Origin of the sequence: Kitasatospora sp. Root107 (genome assembly GCF_001424875.1) — a bacterium.
In the GTDB taxonomy this organism is placed as follows: domain Bacteria; phylum Actinomycetota; class Actinomycetes; order Streptomycetales; family Streptomycetaceae; genus Kitasatospora.
The window spans coordinates 145196-162211 of record NZ_LMCT01000067.1 but is presented as its reverse complement, the minus strand read 5'-3'; the positions used below and the strand labels follow the sequence as shown (position 1 = coordinate 162211).

14 protein-coding genes are annotated in these 17016 nt (G+C 71.5%); 1 reads left to right on the top strand and 13 read right to left on the bottom strand.

Translation table 11 applies throughout. The features are described from left to right. Nucleotides 1-101: 101 nt before the first annotated feature. The 7 genes from ASC99_RS31960 to ASC99_RS38040 all read right to left on the bottom strand — a co-directional run bounded on the left by ASC99_RS31960 (nucleotide 102) and on the right by ASC99_RS38040 (nucleotide 11717). Entirely contained in the window at nucleotides 102-2750 is a 2649-nt protein-coding gene (locus ASC99_RS31960) for a hypothetical protein (RefSeq protein WP_057238648.1), read from the bottom strand. Further along, nucleotides 2747-5572 carry a phosphate ABC transporter permease PstA gene (gene pstA / locus ASC99_RS39940; protein WP_200948479.1) on the bottom strand — a complete coding sequence of 942 codons (2826 nt, stop codon included), beginning with the start codon at nucleotides 5570-5572 and terminating at the stop codon, nucleotides 2747-2749. Before pstA ends, ASC99_RS31960 begins: the two co-directional genes overlap by 4 nt. After that, entirely contained in the window at nucleotides 5569-6570 is a 1002-nt protein-coding gene (gene pstC, locus ASC99_RS31950) for a phosphate ABC transporter permease subunit PstC (protein ID WP_057238646.1), read from the bottom strand. Before pstC ends, pstA begins: the two co-directional genes overlap by 4 nt. Further along, nucleotides 6567-6932 carry a hypothetical protein gene (locus ASC99_RS31945; RefSeq protein WP_157531889.1) on the bottom strand — a complete coding sequence of 122 codons (366 nt, stop codon included), beginning with the start codon at nucleotides 6930-6932 and terminating at the stop codon, nucleotides 6567-6569. Before ASC99_RS31945 ends, pstC begins: the two co-directional genes overlap by 4 nt. A gap of 164 nt (nucleotides 6933-7096) precedes the next feature. Next, complete coding sequence (locus ASC99_RS31940; RefSeq protein WP_157531888.1) at nucleotides 7097-9574, bottom strand: beta-glucosidase; 2478 nt, start codon at nucleotides 9572-9574, stop codon at nucleotides 7097-7099. Between the two features lie 2 nt (nucleotides 9575-9576). After that, a complete protein-coding gene (locus ASC99_RS31935) occupies nucleotides 9577-10290 on the bottom strand; it encodes an alpha/beta fold hydrolase (protein ID WP_057238643.1) in 714 nt (237 codons plus the stop codon). Nucleotides 10291-10316: 26 nt separating this feature from the next. Continuing rightward, on the bottom strand, nucleotides 10317-11717 hold the full coding sequence (locus ASC99_RS38040; protein WP_082598801.1) for an MFS transporter: 1401 nt from the start codon (nucleotides 11715-11717) through the stop codon (nucleotides 10317-10319). Nucleotides 11718-11852: 135 nt separating this feature from the next. Here ASC99_RS38040 and ASC99_RS31925 point away from each other — a divergent pair, with 135 nt between their 5' ends. Continuing rightward, on the top strand, nucleotides 11853-12866 hold the full coding sequence (locus tag ASC99_RS31925; protein WP_057238639.1) for a LacI family DNA-binding transcriptional regulator: 1014 nt from the start codon (nucleotides 11853-11855) through the stop codon (nucleotides 12864-12866). Between the two features lie 197 nt (nucleotides 12867-13063). On the opposite strand, the gene era is transcribed toward ASC99_RS31925, so the two are convergent. The 6 genes from era to ybeY are packed head-to-tail and all read right to left on the bottom strand — an operon-like array spanning nucleotide 13064 to nucleotide 17012. Then, entirely contained in the window at nucleotides 13064-13993 is a 930-nt protein-coding gene (era, locus tag ASC99_RS31920; RefSeq protein ID WP_157531887.1) for a GTPase Era, read from the bottom strand. Between the two features lie 36 nt (nucleotides 13994-14029). Beyond that, entirely contained in the window at nucleotides 14030-14182 is a 153-nt protein-coding gene (locus ASC99_RS39160; protein WP_157531886.1) for a hypothetical protein, read from the bottom strand. A gap of 44 nt (nucleotides 14183-14226) precedes the next feature. Continuing rightward, nucleotides 14227-14571 carry a hypothetical protein gene (locus tag ASC99_RS31915; RefSeq protein ID WP_057238636.1) on the bottom strand — a complete coding sequence of 115 codons (345 nt, stop codon included), beginning with the start codon at nucleotides 14569-14571 and terminating at the stop codon, nucleotides 14227-14229. A gap of 48 nt (nucleotides 14572-14619) precedes the next feature. Beyond that, complete coding sequence (locus ASC99_RS31910; protein WP_057239153.1) at nucleotides 14620-15132, bottom strand: DUF4383 domain-containing protein; 513 nt, start codon at nucleotides 15130-15132, stop codon at nucleotides 14620-14622. 40 nt (nucleotides 15133-15172) lie between these two features. Beyond that, nucleotides 15173-16504 (bottom strand): hemolysin family protein, encoded by a 1332-nt coding sequence (locus ASC99_RS31905; protein WP_057238634.1) that lies wholly within the window; start codon nucleotides 16502-16504, stop codon nucleotides 15173-15175. Nucleotides 16505-16517: 13 nt separating this feature from the next. Further along, nucleotides 16518-17012 carry an rRNA maturation RNase YbeY gene (gene ybeY, locus ASC99_RS31900; protein WP_057238632.1) on the bottom strand — a complete coding sequence of 165 codons (495 nt, stop codon included), beginning with the start codon at nucleotides 17010-17012 and terminating at the stop codon, nucleotides 16518-16520. Nucleotides 17013-17016: the final 4 nt, after the last annotated feature.

Genomic DNA, 17016 nt, shown 5'->3' with positions numbered 1-17016 from the left:
CGGAGGGTTTTCCGGCCGCGTGGCGCACATGCGTTGGCGTGGTGCTGGTGGTGGTGTGGTCTTGTGGTGTGGTCTTGGGGGCCCGCCGGGTCCCCGGCCGCTCAGGGCCGGGGACGCCGACTGCGGAGCAGGCGCGGCAGGAACAGCCCGGCGGCACCGGCCAGCAGACCGGTGATCAGCACGCCGAGCAGCAGGTAGCGGGCCGAACCCAGGTCGCTGTCGGCCGTCCGGGCGACCGGGACGACCGGCTTGGGCGTGAGCACGACGGGGGTGTGCGCGGTGGGCGGGGCGAGCGCGGGCGGGGCGGTGGGCGCGTTGTCGACCGGCGGCTGGTGCTGGACCGCACCGGCTCCGGCCGGGGCCACGGCGGCCTCGGTGGCCGGCGGGACGTCCCGCCGCGTCGGGGACGTGCTAGGCGCCGGCTCGGGCACGCCCGCGTTCTTCTCCACCAGCTCGGCCACCCGCCGGAGCTGGACCCGCATCTTCTCCGGCAACGGCACGTACCCGTCCGGGAGTTGGCCGAGCGCGACGCCGTGCACCTGGCCGGTGTCGGCCGCGTAGTGGAGCAGACCGGCGTACGCCTTGCCGTCGGCCGTGTCGAGGGCCGACGGGACGGTGGCGGCGAAGGTGGTGATGGTCAGCGGGTAGCCGCCGGCCACCGGCAGGCCGGGCGGGACGACCGCGATCCGGGCCGGGTCCGCCGGCGTCGCCGCGTTCGCCATGGCGAGCAGCGCGGTCTCGGTCGGGGCGACGAACTCGCCCACACCGTTGCGGAGTCTGGCGGTGCTCAGCCCGTACCGGGCGGCCTGGGCGGTGGTGGCCAGTGCCATCAGCGACCGCAGGCCCTGCGGCTGCGGCGGGTCCTTCTTCATCGAGGGCGGGATGCTGTCCGCACTCCAGACCGACTTGCCGGTGGTGTCACCGCGGGCGGCGAACCGGGCGGCGTCCCCCATCGAGGAGAGGTAGGGGTGCGACTCCGTGTTGCACCAGTCGGAGCGGGCCTCGGACTTCTCGAACTCCTGGCAGTAGTCGTCCTGTTTGGGGTAGTTCGAGCGGGGGTAGCTGGTTTCCAGCCTGGTGAAGGCCTGGTTGACCCGGTCCTTCCACTTCGGGTGGACTTCGCCCTTCAGGAAGGCCTTGGCCTCCGGGTCGCCCTGCAGCCACTTCCAGAGCTGCTGGGCGGCGTCGCTCGAACCCAGCGGCAGCATCAGGTCCGGCACCCGGGCTCCGAAGAAGTACTTGAACTGCGGGTTCAGCTCCAGGAACTCGGGGTCGCTGAGCAGGTCCAGCGGGTTGGTGGCCGGCACGTCCTTGTCACCCGGGTTGACCGCGTACTGGTAGCTCTGGGTGACCAGCTTGGCGACCAGACGGGGCGTCAGGTTCATCTCCGGCATCCGCTGCCCCTCCTGCTTGCGGACGTCCTCCGGGGCCCGGATCGAGGACTGGTTCTCGACGTCGAAGGCGATGGTGAGCCCGGACAGCGCGATCGGCGCGTAGACCGGTGTCCGGCCGGGCGTCTGTTCCTCGACCGCCAGCGGGTAGCCGAGGAAGTCGAGCCCGGGGTTGCCGCTCTGCAGCCGCTCCCTGGCCGTGTCGTCGCTGCCCTGGGAGAAGTTGAAGATACCGCCCGCCTGCCGGCACAGCACCGGCTGCCAGCGCTGCATCGCCTCGGACATCAACTCGTTGCCGTCCGTGGGCCGTTCGGAGCTGCCGATCGGGCAGGACAGGCCGACCCGTTCGAAGTCGAGCGGGACCACCAGGCGCTTGGCCCAGTTGGTGGTGGAGAGCGGGGTGGACTGGAGCTTGCCGCCGCCGGTGGTCGGCACCTTGCCGTCCACGTCCAGCTCGCCGCGCGGCACGATCACCAGCCAGCACCGGTGCAGCGGTGCGTCGGCCGCCGTGCTCACCGGCTGCCCGCAACCCAGGCCCGGGGCCTCCATGCCACTCTGCATCTCGAAGAAGAGCTGCCCGCTGCCGTCGGCCCTGGTCGGGGCGAACGGCACCTCGTTGGTGGTCTGCGCGTTGTAGAAGGAACTGGTGCCGCTGGTCTCCGGAGGCGCACCGGTGGCGGAGCGGAACGGGACGTAGACGTTCTCGTTCGGCTTGGTCTGCTTGATCGGCTCGGCGTCGTCGACCAGCGCCGGGCCGAAGTTGAGCTGCCGCTGGGACACGAAGTCACCGGCCGAGATCCGGGAGTCCCCCTTGGTCGCCCCGTACTGGCACTGCTCCCGGTCCGGGCCGGTGGCGTCCTCGCCCCAGCACTGCATGAACTGGAGGTAGTTGCGCCCGAACGACCGCGGGTTCGGCACGGTCTGCCGACCGCCCTTCCAGGTGATCTCGACCACCTGGTTCACCAGGTGGTCGGTCTGCGGGACGGTCACCTCCAGGTCGGCGAACTCACCGGCGCCCTTGACCTTGACCGGCTTCGGGTCGTTGGCGACCGGGTCCGAGCTTGCAGAGCTCGCAGCCGAACCGACCGCCGTCGTCACGGACTTCGCACCGGACTTCGTACCGGTGCCCGACTGTCCGGCAGCTTGGGCGGGGGCCTTCGGGTCGATCCCCACCGGGGCACCGGTGATCGGGTCGACCGGGATCTCGGGCTTCGCCGAAGCCTCGGCGGCAACCCCCACCGGGGTGTCGCCCGGGCCGGCCGAGAGCGCCGCTCCGGCCGCGGTGACGAGCAGCAGGGTGAGTACCCCTGCGGTCCGCAGCGCCCGCCGGGCACTGCCGTTGACGGTCCGTCGGCTCACAGCTCCTCATCCCGTCTGCGAGCCGCCCTGCCCGCGATCACCGGCGGCAGCACGATGACCGCACCGAGCAGCAGCCCGGCGATCACCATCAGCGAGGTCCGCAGTCCACTGCCCGCCGAGGCGGCCACCTCGATCGCGGTGGCACTCACGCTCTGTCCGCTGCCGCCACCGGCGGCTCCGCCGTCACCACCACCGAGCGCGGGGTCGTCGGCAGCTGCCTCGCCGCCCGTCCCGCCGGCGGTTCCGGTGCCCGCCGCACCGCCGGCCGCCGCAGCCGTACCGCCGGTCGCGCCACCCGTTCCGGCCGCGTTGCCGTTCCCCGCGCCACCGGTCGAGGTGCCGGTGCCCGTCTGGGTGCCGGTGGACTTGGTGCCGGTGGCACCGCACTGGGACGTCGCGCCCTTCTTGTCGCACTCCGGCGGCTGAGGGGCACTGGCCACGTAGGGGTTGGTGCCGTCCTTGCCGAAGGTCGGATTGCTGCAGGCTGCCGGGTCGAAGGCCTTCTTCTCACTACCCGGGATCTTCGCCAGCTGGTCGAAGCCGGAGGTGACCAGCTGCGGGGTGAGCGGCGAGTACCCGTTGTCACCGACCTTCTTCTGGCCCTCGCAGAGGAAGTAGTAGCCGAAGGCGCTCAGGGCCGCGCCCTTGTCCTGTTTGAAGTTCTTCGTCTCGGTGGTGTGCACCACCATGTAGCTGTAGCTGGAGAGCGGGTAGGAGGCCGCTGCCGGGCTGTCGTAGACGTCGTCCAGCAGCTGGGTCAGGTCCGGGTTGATCCGGGCGTTGACCAGGGCGACCGCGACGTTCTGCCCGGTCGGCCCGACGTAGTAGCCGGCCTTGTTGAGCACCTTGGCGACCGGGAACTTGGCCTCCTTGGCGTAGGAGTACTCGACGTAGGTGATGGCACCGTTGTTGCCCTCGTTGGCGACCGAGGAGGCCACCGTGATCGAGCTGCCCAGCGCCTTCCAGGTGGAGCCGTTCAGCAGCGGGAAGAACGAGGTCATCCCGCAGGCCGCACCGCGCGGGGTACGGCGGCAGTAGTCGTCCCAGATCGGCTGCTGACGCTTGCTCAGCCAGGTGGTGAACTGCGCGGTGGTACCGGAGCCGTCCGAGCGGACCACCGGGTGGACCTCGACGTGCGGCAGCTCCAGGCCCGGGTTGTCGGCCTTCACCAGCGGGTCGTCCCAGTAGGTGATGCCACCGGTGAAGAGCTTGGCGATCACCTCGCCGGAGAGCCGCAGGTCGGTCACCCGCTTGCCGTTGATCTTCAGGTTGTACATGAAGGAGGTGCCACCCGCGACGATCGGCAGGTAGGCCGACGGGAACGGCGGCGGGGCGTCGTACTGGCCGCCGTCGGTGAGCCCGTAGGGGATCTCGGTCACCGCGAAGTCGGTGGCGTCGTTCTTGAACTGGTTCCGGCCGAACGAGGACCCCTGCGGGTCGAAGTCGACGGTCATGCCGTACTGGCGGACGTTCTTGATCCAGCCGTCGACCGCGTTGTAGCTCCAGGTGGAACCCGCGCCGCTGATCCGCAGGTATCCGGCGGCCTCGGCCCGGTCGGCCGCACCGAACAGCAGCGAGGTGGCGAACACCGCGAGCGCGGTGAGCAGGGTGAGGGTGCGGGTGATCACGGGCGCCTTCCGGGCGGAGGGGACGACGGGGTTGGTCATCCGGACCAGGTCGGCCGCGGACTGCCGGACCCGGCTTTCACGCTGACGCCGGCTCAGCTCACCCGGGCCCCGGCCGCCGAGGGTCCGGGCGACCACGAAGAGCAGCAGCACCAGGCCGAGCAGCAGCGCCGCCGCTCCGAAGGCCCGGGCAGCCTGGAGCTCGGACGGGAACTTGATCAGGGTGAAGGCCATCAGCGGCAGCGAGGTCTGCGGGTCGCGCGTCGGGTCCAGGTTGAGGTTCTTGGTGTAGCCGGAGCAGAGCAGCACCGGCGAGGTCTCGCCGATCCCGCGCGCCGCGCCCAGGATCACCGCGGTGGCCAGACCGGACCTGGCGCTCGGCAGGGTCACCGTCCAGACCGTCCGCCAGCGTCCGGCGCCGAGCGCGTAGGACGCCTCCTTGAGCGAGGCGGGCACCAGCCGGAGCACCACGTCGGAGGCCCGGATCAGGATCGGCAGCATCATCACCGAGAGCGCCACCCCGGCGGCCAGGCCCGATCGGGGCAGCCCCAGGGTGAGCACCATCACCGCGTAGATGAACAGACCCGCCAGGATCGACGGCAGCGCGGTCATCGCCTCGACCAGGGTGCGCACCAGGCGGCTGAACCGGCCCGGCACCTCGCTCATGAAGACCGCGCAGCTGAACCCGAGCGGGATGGTGATGGCCAGTGAGATGGCGATCTGCGTCAGCGTGCCGACCATCGCGTGCAGCGCACCGCCGTGGTCCAGCGGGTCGGTCGGCCCGGCGTCGGCCAGGTCCTCCGTGAAGAAGTTGCCGTACGAGAGGGCCGACCAGCCCTTCGTGAAGACGTAGCCGACCACCCAGAACAGCACCCCGATCAGCACCGCGGCCAGGCTGTGCACCACGGCCGAGGCAAGGCGGTCACGGACCGTCAGCGGGCCCTCGTCCCGGGAGACCAGCAGCGCGTACAGGCCGAGGAAGCAGATCCAGCTGCAGACCACGAAGCCGATCCCGCCGTTGAACGGGGTGAGCCGCTGGAACAGCACCGCGGAGGTCGCCACCGCCCCGGCCAGGCTGCCCCAGAAGGCGTAGTGGTCGGAGGCGCGGCGGGCGTTGATCCGGCGGGGGCGCTGCGGGGCCGCCCCGGCCGGCGGGGTGACCACGGTGGTTCTGGGGGGTGCGGTGGTGGTGGTCATGAGCTGGCCCCCGAGCGGCTGCGGGCGACCACGGCGGCCGCGGCGAAGTTGACCACCAGGGTCAGCAGGAACAGGGTGAGCCCGGCCGCCATCAGGGCGGAGACCGAGAAGTCGGTGGAGTCGCCGTAGCGCAGCGCGATCAGCGGGGCGACCGCGCTGCCGCCGCTCTGCAGCACGTGCGGCTGGATCTCGAAGTTCATCGACAGGATCAGGTAGACCGTGATGGTCTCGCCCAGCGCCCGGCCCAGACCGAGCATGGTGCCGCCGATGATCCCGCCCCGGCCGAACGGCAGCACCACCGAGCGGATCATGCCCCAGCGGGTGGAGCCGAGCGCGTACGCGCCCTCCCGCTCACCGGCCGGCGCCTGGTCGAACACCTCGCGCATGATCGAGCACATGATCGGCGTGATCATGAAGCCCACCACGATGCCCGCCATCAGCGTGGAGGCGGTGTACACCAGCGGCGGCGTCAGCGGGTCGTCCGGGTCGGCGCCGTTGACCCGGAACAGCGGGATCCAACCGAAGTAGGTGGACACCCACCGTGCCACACCGGTCAGTTGGTACTGCAGCAGCATGAAGCCCCAGACCCCGTAGACCACGCTGGGCACGGCGGCCATCAGGTCGACCAGGCTGACCAGCGTCCGGCGCAGCTTCCGGGGCGCGTACTCGCTGATGTAGAGCGCGCTGCCCAGTGCCAGCGGAACCGCCACCAGCACCGCCGTCCCGCCGATCAGCAGCGTGCCGATCAGCACCGCGGCGATCCCGAACTGGCCGTGGCCACCGTCCGGGTTCCAGGTCTCGGTGGTCACGAAGGAGAGTCCGGCGACCGAGAGCGCCTCGGTGGCCCGGACCGCCAGATAGCCGCCGACGCCGAGCATCACCGCCAGCACGAACACGCCGCTGGCCCTGGCCCAGGCCAGGAAGATCCGGTCCGCCAGACCGGGATTGACCGTGAGCGCCCTCGGGCGGTCCTGGACGACCGGGGTGTCGGCACTCATCCGACACCTCCACGGGCGGTGTCGGCCGCACTCCGTGCACCTGCCAGAAAACGCGCGAGGTTGTACTGGCACTCGCGCTGCCGCCGGTAGCCGCGGGCCGAGTGGGCCACCGTCCGGCCGTCCAACTCAAGCCGCCATAGCCACAGTTGGCCCTGCTCCATGGAGCAGATGGTGGTCCGGCCCTGGTCCACCCGGTGCTGGAACTCCTCGATCGCCACCCGGCAGGAGGCGGCATCCCGGAAGATCTCCTGACTCTGTCCCAGGTGCCGGTTGTTGGCACCGAGGAGTCGCCAGACCGTCCCGCCCGACGCGATGTCAGGGCGGGCCGGTCTGCTGACGATCAGAAACCTGGGGTGTCCCATGCCGGTGCTCGCCCTTCCGCAGCGCTGCTTGGCCGAAAGCGACTGTCGCGGCTCAGAAACGCGGCTCAGGTGCGCCCGGATGAACACCGGACACGGGACGGCTTAACGAACGGTGCGCAGGTCCTCCACGGATCACACACCCCACGTACGAATCTGACGATACGTCAGGCTTGCCCCACCTCCAGAGCCAGCACCAACGGCCGGTCGGCCGAGCTGCGGCCCGCCTCGACCGTGTACGTACCCGGCCGCCTGACCCATCCCTCGCCGGCCACCCAGGTCTGCGCGGCCCGCTCCGGCACCGTCACCCGGGCCGTCACACATTCGCCCGGCGCCGCCTCCACCACCGCGAAACCGGCCAGCTGACGGTCCGGCCGGGTGCGGTCCACCCCGTCGGTGGCCAGGTAGACCTGGACCACCTCACGGCCCGCCCTGGCCCCGGTGTTGCGGACCCGGACGCAGACCTCGGCCAGCACACCCGGCTGCTCGCCGCGCCGCGCCTCCAGCCCCTCGTACGCCCACTCGGTGTAGCCCTGGCCCTCGCCGAACCAGTACGCGGGCTGCGCCCCGGCCCGGCGCTGCCAGGCCCGGTAGCCGATGAACAGGCCCTCCTCATAGACGAGTCGGCCGTCGGTCGGCTCCACCTCCCAGACCGGTGCGTCGGCCTCCTCGGCGGGCCAGGTGGTGGGCAGCCGCCCGCCCGGCTCGGCCAGGCCGAGCAGCACGTCGGCCAGCGCCGCCCCGGCCTCCTGGCCGGGGAACCAGGCGAGCAGCACCGCCGCCGCCTGCTCGCGCCACGGCATCAGCACCGGGGCACCGGCGTTGACCACCACCACGGTGCGCGGGTTGACCGCCAGCACCCGGGACACCAGCTCGTCCTGCCGCCCCGGCAGCCGCAGAGCGGAGCGGTCCACGCCCTCGCTCTCCACCTCCTCGGTGGTGCCGACCACCACCACCGCCACCTCGGCAGCGCGGGCCGCCTCGACCGCCTGCTCGATCAACTCGTCGGCGGAGGCGGTCGGTTCAGCGTGACCCAGGGTGAAGGAGACCAGCCCGAAGCCGGAGAACGCGCTCGCCTCCGGCAGCGTGCAGGTCAGCCTGACCTCGGCCGGGCCGGTCAGCTCCAGCCCGAACCGCCGCTCCGGCGGGTTCAGGAAGGCCGCCGCCGGGTCCTCGCCCTCGGGCAGCAGCAGGCCGTCGAAGAGCAGCTCGCCGGCCGCCTCCAGCCGGTAGTGGCCGACCCCGCGAATCGCCAACTGGTGCTCGCCGGACCGCTCCGGGGTCACCGTGGTCTCCAGCACCACCCGGCGCAGGTCACCGAACGAGACCTCGCCCGGCAGCGTGCCGAGCCAGCGCACACTGCCGTCCACGGTGGCCGCCGTCCCGAGCAACTCACCCTTTGCATCCAGCAGTTCGGCGTGCCCGGAGAAGCCGGCCGGGGGCAGGAAGGTGCGTGGGTCGGCACCGACCGCGAAGTCGAGCCCGACCTCTGCGCCGAGCGCGGCGCGCAGTCCCTCCAGCGGCGAGACCACCCGGGTCGGGAAGACCTGGGCACTGCCGCCGCCACCGATCCGGGCCTGATCCGCCGCCGCGCCGATCAGCGCCACCTTCGTACCCGGCGCCGGGGCCAGCGGCAGCACGCCGCCCTCGTTGCGCAGCAGCACGAAGGAGCGCGCCGCCAGCTCCCTGGCCAGCGCCTCGCCGTCGATCTCGGCGGGCAGCCGGTCGGCCGGCACCGCCGCCGGCGCACCGGCCAGCAGGCCCACCCGGGCGGCCAGCCGGAGCACCCGGCGGGCCATTTCGTCCACCGTCCGCTCGGGCACCAGGCCCTCCTGGACCGCCTTCACCAGGTGCTCGCCGTACACCGTGGCCGGGCCCGGCATCGCCACGTCCAGCCCGCCCAGCGCGGACCGCACGGTGTCCCTGGCCCCGGTCCAGTCCGAGACCAGCACCCCGTCGAAGCCCCACTCCTCGCGCAGCACCCGGTTGTTGAGCTTGTCGTGCTCGCTCATGGTCGGGCCGTTCACCGAGTTGTACGCGGCCATCAGCCCCCAGGGGCTCGCCTTCCGCACGATGATCTCGAACGGGGCCAGGTAGAGCTCGCGCAGGGTGCGCTCGTCCAGCCGCACGTCCACCGTGAAGCGGTCGGTCTCCGAGTCGTTGCCGACGAAGTGCTTGGGGGTGGTGGCCACCCCGCCGTCCTGCACCCCGGACACCAGCGCGGCGCCCAGCTCGCCGGTGAGCAGCGGGTCCTCCGAGTAGCACTCGAAGTGCCGACCGCCGCGCGGGCTGCGGTGCAGGTTCACGGTCGGCGCCAGCACCACGTGGGCGCCCTTGCGGCGGGCCTCCTGGGCCAGCAACTGGCCGGCCCTGCGCACCAGTTCGAGATCCCAGGTGGCGGCCAGCGCGGTCGGCGAGGGGATCGAGACGGACGGGTCGTCCGGCGTCCACTGCTCGCCGCGCACCCCGGCCGGGCCGTCCGACATGACCAGCCGGCCGAGGCCGATCTCCTCGTTGGCGGGCAGCGACCACATGTCGGCACCGGCCAGCAGCGCCACCTTGGCGGGCAGGTCCAGCGTGGCGAGTGCGGCCTGGACGGCGGCTTCCCTGGCGAACTCGGTCATCTGCGTCTCCTTGTCGTCCATGCTCAGATCCAGCCGTCGAGCGAGGTCATGAAGCCCTCGAAGTCGTCCCGGTGGATGGTGTGGCCCGCGCCCTGCACGGTGCGCACCTCGAAGCCCCGCTCCCGCAGCCGCTCCGCGTCCATCGGGCCCACCAGGAAGCTGGGGTCGGCGAGTTGGACCAGCGAGGGCACCACCGGGGCGTCCGGCAGACCCGCGTACCCCAGGTGCGAGGTCAGCGAACGGGCGCTGTCCGGGTCCCAGGCGGCCAGCGTGGCCAGCTCGACCTCTACGTCCGCCGGCTCCCAGCGCGGGTTCATCGCGGTGATCTGCTCGGCGGTCGCCTGCGCGGCGAACCCGACGAACAGCTCGGGGTCGATGCCGGAGTCGGCGAACAGCCAGGCCGGGTCGGAGAAGACCGCCCGCTGCGGCCGCAGCCGGTCCACCGCCCAGCGCAGCGAGAGACCGCCGAGCGAGTGCCCGATGGCGAGTTCGGCACCGGTCGGCAGGGTGGCCACCAGGTCCTCCGCGTACTGCGCGGGGCTGTACCGCTCGGCCGGGGTCTCCCCCGTGCCGCGCGGGCTCGCGCCGTGACCGCGCAGGTCCACCGCGATCACCCGGTAACCGCGCTCGGCCAGCGCGGGGCCGACCCGGCGCCAGGTCCGGTGGTCGGACATGATGCCGTGCACCAGCAGTGCCACGCGATCGCCAGCACCCCACTCCTGAGTGTGCAACTTCACTTGCTCGATACCTTTCTGACGGTCGGTCACCGGACACCCCTGATCGGCCGCACGGCGAGCGCGCCGAGCACCGAGAGCAGGGCTCCGAGAACGAACAGCGGGGTGTAGCCGCCGAGGGCGACCACGGCGGAGGCCACGAACGGGGCCAGGATCTGCGGTCCGGCGTTGGCGATGTTCAGCACGCCCATGTCCCGGGCGGCGTCCTCCGCCTTCGGCAGCACCATGGTGACCAGCGCGGTGTCGACCGCCATGAAGCAGCCGAAGGCCAGGCCGTTGACGGCGGCGAAGACCAGCATCCCGGGCCAGGTGGGGCTGACCACCGGGATCAGCAGGGCCACCCCGGAGAGGGCGGCCGAGACGCCGACGAAGAGCTTGCGGCGGTCCAGCCGGTCGGAGAGCACCCCACCCACAACGGTGGAGAGCGCCATGGTGATCGCCGAGACCGGGGTCAGGATCGCCACCGCCTCGGTCGGCTCCAGGCCGGCCGGCAGCGCGATGTGGTCCTGCAGGATGTAGAGCTGGTAGCCGACCACCGCGAAGTAGCCCAGCACCAGCAGCCAGCGGCCGATGAAGGCCCAGCGGAAGTCGTGCTCGCGCAGCACCCCGAGGAAGGCGGCGGCCTGCTCCCGCAGCGGCGCGGGGGACATAGGCCGACCGGCCGTTGGGGGGTGGGTGAAGGAGCGGTGGTGGGGTGCGTGGCTCGGCGGTGCCGAGGAGGGAGTAGCAGCGGAGCTGCGGCGACTGACGAGAAGCCGGCGAGGTGCGTGCCCCGGCGCCGCGCCGCCGCCCCCCAACGGCCGGCCGGCCTCAGGCATCCGCTGCTCTTTGGCCCCGGCGGTGAAGACCACCGCGCCGAGCGCGACCAGCAGGCCGAGCACCAGGTACCCGGTCCGGTAGTGGTCGGAGGTGGCCGAGGCGACCAGCACACCGATCGTGGAGCCGACCGGCAGGCCGAGACCGACCGCCGCCGAGGCGGCGCCGCGTCTGCCGAGCGGCACCCGGTCGGGCACTACGGAGGTGAGCGCGGACTGGTAGAAGTTCATCACCGCCTGGCCGAGGCACCAGGCGATCGCGACCAGCAGCACGGTGTCCACGCTGCCGAGCAGGGCCATCGCGGCGACGGCGGCGAGACCGCCGCCGAGGATCCACGGGTTGCGCCGCCCGGAGCGGTCCGAGAGCGCACCCGCGAGCGGGTTGAAGAAGGTCGCGAAGATCGCCGCGATCCCGCTGATCAGGCCGAGGTTCGCCACCTTGTGCGCGGCGTCGATCTGCTCGACCTGGAGCGGCAGCAGGACGCTGCCGACCCCGATGTAGAGCGCGTACATGGCGGCGTTGCCGGTGAACAGCAGTGGCAGCAGGCCGCGGGTGGCACGGTGACCTTCGGCGGTCTCGGTCTCGGCACCGGGGTGGGTGGGGGAAAGGGCCACATTGCCCTCCAAAGTGACTCAGGGGGAAGTCATGCTCATGAGGTTACACGTGTAACGCTTGCACGTGTAAGCAGCCATGTAACCCGTCCGTCCGCGCCCCGACCAGAGGTCAGGCATGAAAAGATTCGAACCGTTATGAGCAATCGACCCGCCGCCACCACCCCACCGACCAGCGCCGACGTCGCGCGCCTCGCCGGAGTGTCCCGCGCCACCGTCTCCTTCGTGCTCAACGACACCGCAGGAGGCCGGGTCGGCGAACAGACCCGGCAGCGGGTCAGAGCGGCCGCCGCTGAACTCGGCTACGTCCCGCACGCCGCCGCCCGCTCACTGCGCGCGGGCCGCACCGGCGTGGTCCTGCTGGCGGGCTCCGCCGCCCCGATCGGCCCGCTGTTCAGCGAGTTCTACCGCGAACTCCAGGGCGCCCTGCGCCGACACGGCTACACCAGCGTGCTGTACGGCCCCAGCCCGGGCGAGGGCGACGAACCGGCCCGCGCCTGGGCCGAGTTGAGGCCTGCGGCGGTGCTCTGCATGGAGCCGGTCCTCACCCCCGCCGGGGTCGATCTGCTGCACCGCTCCGGCACCCGGGCGGTGTTCAGCATGAGCACCGCCCCGGTCGCCGGGGCGCACGCCCTGATCATCGACCAGCCCGAGGTCGGCACGGTCGCCGGCGCCCACCTGCTCGCGGCCGGCCGCCGCCGCCTCGGCGTCGTGATCCCCGCCGACCCGGAACTCGACCAGTTCAGCGGCCCCCGCCTCGCCGGGGTCAGGGCCGCCGCAGCCTCGGCCGGGACCGGGCCGGTGGAGACCCTGTCACTGGACTACACCGAGGCCTCCGGAGCCGCCGCAGCAGCCCGCTGCCGCGAACTCGGGCTGGACGGGGTGTTCTGCTACAACGACGAGTACGCGATGCTCCTGCAGCGCTCCCTGCAGGACCTCGGGGTCGACGTCCCCCGGCAGGTCGCCCTGGTCGGCGCCGACGACCTCCTGCTCGGACGCCTGCTCCGCCCCCGGCTCAGCACCGTCGGGATGACCCTGCTCAGCGGCGAAACCCTTGCCACCCTGATCGACCAGGCCATCGCCGACCCCACCGCTCCTCCGGGCACCCAGAACCTGCTGACCCTCCGCCTGATCACCCGCGACTCGTCCTGACCGTCGGCTGGGTGCACCAGGGGCTCGGGCACACGCGCTGGTGGCACACGCCAGGGGCTCGGGGAACTGCGAGGAGATCTGGCGTTCGGGTCACTGCGAAAGTGCCTGACCATTTACGCACGGGTGTCCTCTTCTGAGGTCGGCGTCGCAGTTCCCCGAGCCCCTGGACCGTAGATGCTCAGGCGCCTGCCAAAAGGTCAGAACCCCAGCTTGCGCAGCTGCTTCGGGTCCCGCTGCCAGTCCTTCGCCACCTTCACGTGCAGGTCCAGGAAGACCGGAGTCCCCAGCAGCGCCTCGATGTGCTTCCGCGCCGTCGTCCCGACGTACTTCAGCCGAGCGCCCTTCGCCCCGATGACGATCGCCTTCTGGCTCTGCCGCTCGATGTAGACGATGGCGTGGATGTCGAGCAGCGGCCGGTCCGCCGGACGCCCCTCGCGCGGGATCATCTCCTCGACCACGACGGCCAGCGAGTGCGGCAGCTCGTCCCGGACACCCTCGAGCGCGGCCTCCCGGATCAGCTCCGCGACCATCACCAGCTCGGGCTCGTCCGTCAGGTCACCGTCGGGGTAGAGCGGCTGGCCCTCGGGGAGCAGCTTGGTGATCAGGTCGCCGACCAGCTGGACCTGCTTGTCGCCGACGGCCGAGACCGGGATGATCTCGGCCCACTCGATGCCGAGCTCCTGGCCCAGCTGGTGGACGGCGATGAGCTGTTCGGCCAGCGTCTTGGAGTCGACCAGGTCGGTCTTGGTGACGATGGCCACCTTGGGGGTCTTCTTGACCTCCGCGAGTTCCTTGGCGATGAACTTGTCGCCGGGGCCGAGCTTCTGGTCGGCCGGGAGGCAGAAGCCGATCACGTCGACCTCGGCCCAGGTGGAGCGGACCAGGTCGTTGAGGCGCTCACCGAGCAGCGTGCGCGGCTTGTGCAGGCCGGGAGTGTCGACCAGGACGAGCTGGGAGTCGGGCCGGTGCACGATGCCGCGGACGGTGTGGCGGGTGGTCTGCGGACGGTCCGAGGTGATCGCGACCTTCGTCCCGACCAGAGCGTTGGTCAGGGTCGACTTGCCGGCGTTGGGACGGCCGACGAAGCACGCGAACCCGGAGCGGTACGGGGAGGAAGGGGCAGTCATGCCGACCATTCTCCCTGATCCGCCGAGTGGGAACGGTCACCCGGTCTTCTTCCCGGTCACCGCGCCCACCAGAACCAGCAGAAACAGCACCAAGGAGCCGACCAACCAGTACGGCGATCCGGTCTCCTGCCACCGCCCCAACCCCATCAGGCTCAGCAACACCCCGGCGAAGAACGCGAACGCACCCATGCCGGTCAGATTATCGACCGCCGAGCCCGACGGGGTACGGCGTCTCAGAAACTGTGCCGCAGGACCCCGTCCGGACCGGCCAGGTGCAGCGGCGCCCCCGGGCCGCCGAGGTCCCGTACAGCGGCCAGGTCGGCCTCGGTGGGCGTCAGCGACTCCGTCACCACGGCGGCCGCCTCCAGGCCCTTGGCGCCGCTGGCCACGGCCATCGCGACGGCGGTCCGCAGGGCGCTCAGCTCCAGCGAGGGCAGCGCCACGCTGCCCGCCACGTACGTCCGTCCGGTCTCGTCCCGGACCGCCGCCCCCTCGGCCACGCCGTTGCGGGCGCGGGCCGAGCGGGCCAACGTGATGATCTTCTTGTCCTCGGCGTCCAGCTCAGTCAGCTCACTCATGCGCCGAGCATAGGCGCCCGCCCCGCCCGGCCGAACAGGCCATGTGTCTCAGTGCCTGAGCGCCACCGGCGGTCCGGCCGGGCCACGCAGGCTCGCGGCGTAGTTGGCGTGCCGCTTCCGCCAGTACGGGTTGTCGTGCGGGAGGTGGCGGCTGACCCGGCCGTACATGCCGAAGGTCGCGAGCACCAGGCCGAAGACGAAGCTGAAGATCACGTTGCTCATGCCGAAGGCCAGGAAGTTGGCGTCGGTCGAGAGAATCATCAGCCCGACGAACCCGGCCCCCACGAAGACCGCGCCGACCACCATGTTGATCCAGGACGCGATGTTGCCGCCGATCACCGCGCCGGCCATCAGGATCAGGCCGACCAGGACCGACAGCAGGCCGAGCAGGCCGTTGCTGCTCATCCCGGCCACCCGGTCTCCCTGGGTGTCCAGGAAGCCCGGGCGGTCGAGCAGCCCGAGGATGCCGAAGACCAGCAGGAAGATCCCGCCGAGACCGGCACCGAAGCGATAGATCTGGGCCAGCCGGTGATCCACCGGCAGTTCGTCCCTGAGTTTCAGCATGACGTCCTCCAGGTGGCACAGACCCCCCTCAACCACGCTACTCCTCGGGCTCGGTGCCCTCCTGCGGGTGGGTGTCGGCCCGGACCGGGGCCACCAGTACGGTGCCGATCCGGTTCCGCCGCCCGGCCGCGCTCTCGGCGGTGAGCCGGATCGCGGTCAGGTCGGTGTGCGCGTCCTCGGGCACCGGCAGGTCGCAGGACGAGCCGGGGATCGGCACCCGGCCGAGGTTCTTGGCGAGCAGACCGCCGACGGTCTCCACGTCCTCGTCCTCCAGCTGGAGACCGAACAGGTCGCCGAGGTCCTCCACCAGCAGCCGGGCGGTGATCCGGTACGAGCCGTCGCCGAGGTCCTCGACCGGCGGGAGCTCCCGGTCGTACTCGTCGGTGATCTCGCCGACGATCTCCTCCAGGATGTCCTCGATGGTGACCAGACCTGCGGTACCGCCGTACTCGTCGATCACGATCGCCACGTGCGAGCGCATCTGCTGCATCTCGCGCAGCAGGTCGGCCGCGGGCTTGGAGTCCGGGATGAAGACCGCGGGGCGGAGCACCGAGGAGACCGGCTCGTTCTCGGCGTCCCGGTTGATGTGGGTGCGCCGGACCAGGTCCTTGAGGTAGACGATGCCCACCACGTCGTCCTCGTTGTCGCCGACCACCGGAATCCGGGAGAAGCCGGACCGGAGCGCCAGGGTGAGCGCCTGACGGACCGTCTTGTGCCGCTCGATCATCACCAGGTCGGTGCGCGGCACCATCACCTCGCGGACGATGGTGTCGCCGAGCTCGAAGACCGAGTGCACCATCCGGCGCTCCTCGTCCTCGATCAGGTCGTCCTTCTCCGCCAGGTCGACCAGCGCCCGCAGTTCGGCCTCGGAGGCGAACGGCCCCTCCTTGTACCCCTTGCCGGGGGTGAGCGCGTTGCCGAGCAGGATCAGCAGCCGCGGGATCGGGCCGAGCACCCGGGCCAGCGGCAGCAGCACGAAGGAGGCGGCGGTCACCGTGGTCAGCGGGTGCTGGCGGCCGATGGTGCGGGGCGAGACGCCGACCGCTACGAACGAGACCAGCACCATCACCCCGATCGCCAGCAGCACGGCCTCCCAGGTCTGGTGCAGGGTGCGCACACAGACCACGGTGACCAGGACGGCGGCGGCCATCTCGCAGGCCACCCGGATCAGGGTGGCCAGGTTGAGGTAGCGGATCGGGTCGGAGGCCAGCGTCAGCAGCCGGTCCGCACCGCGCCGCCCGGCCCGGACGGCCTCCTCGGCGCGGAACCGGGAGATCCGGGAGATCCCCGCCTCCGCACAGGCGGCCAGCCAGCCGAAGCCGACCAGCAGGAGAGCTCCGATCAGGAAGCTCGTACTGTCACCACTCACAGACGGCCGGGCCTCAGTGGGTGGTCGGCGCCGGGGAGATCCCCGAGAGCCCGCGGCCGGCCCGCCAGTCGTCCAGGATCCGCTTCTGGAGGCCGAACATGACCTCCTTCTCCTCCGGCTCCTCGTGGTCGTACCCGAGGACGTGCAGCACCCCGTGGACGGTGAGCAGCTGGAGCTCGTCGTCCACGGAGTGCTTCGAGGGGGCCTCCTCGCCCTGCCGCTTCGCCACCTCGGGGCAGAGCACGATGTCGCCGAGCAGACCCTGCGGCAGCTCCTCGTCCTCCTTGCCCGGACGCAGCTCGTCCATCGGGAAGGACATCACGTCGGTCGGACCGGGCAGGTCCATCCACTGGATGTGCAGTTCTTCCATCTGGGCGCTGTCCACCAGGATGACGGAGAGCTCCGCCTGCGGGTGGATCCGCATCTGGTCGAGGGCGTAGCGGGCGACGTCGAGGATTGACTCCTCGTCAACCTCCCAGTCGGACTCGTTCGCGATGTCGATCGACATGTCG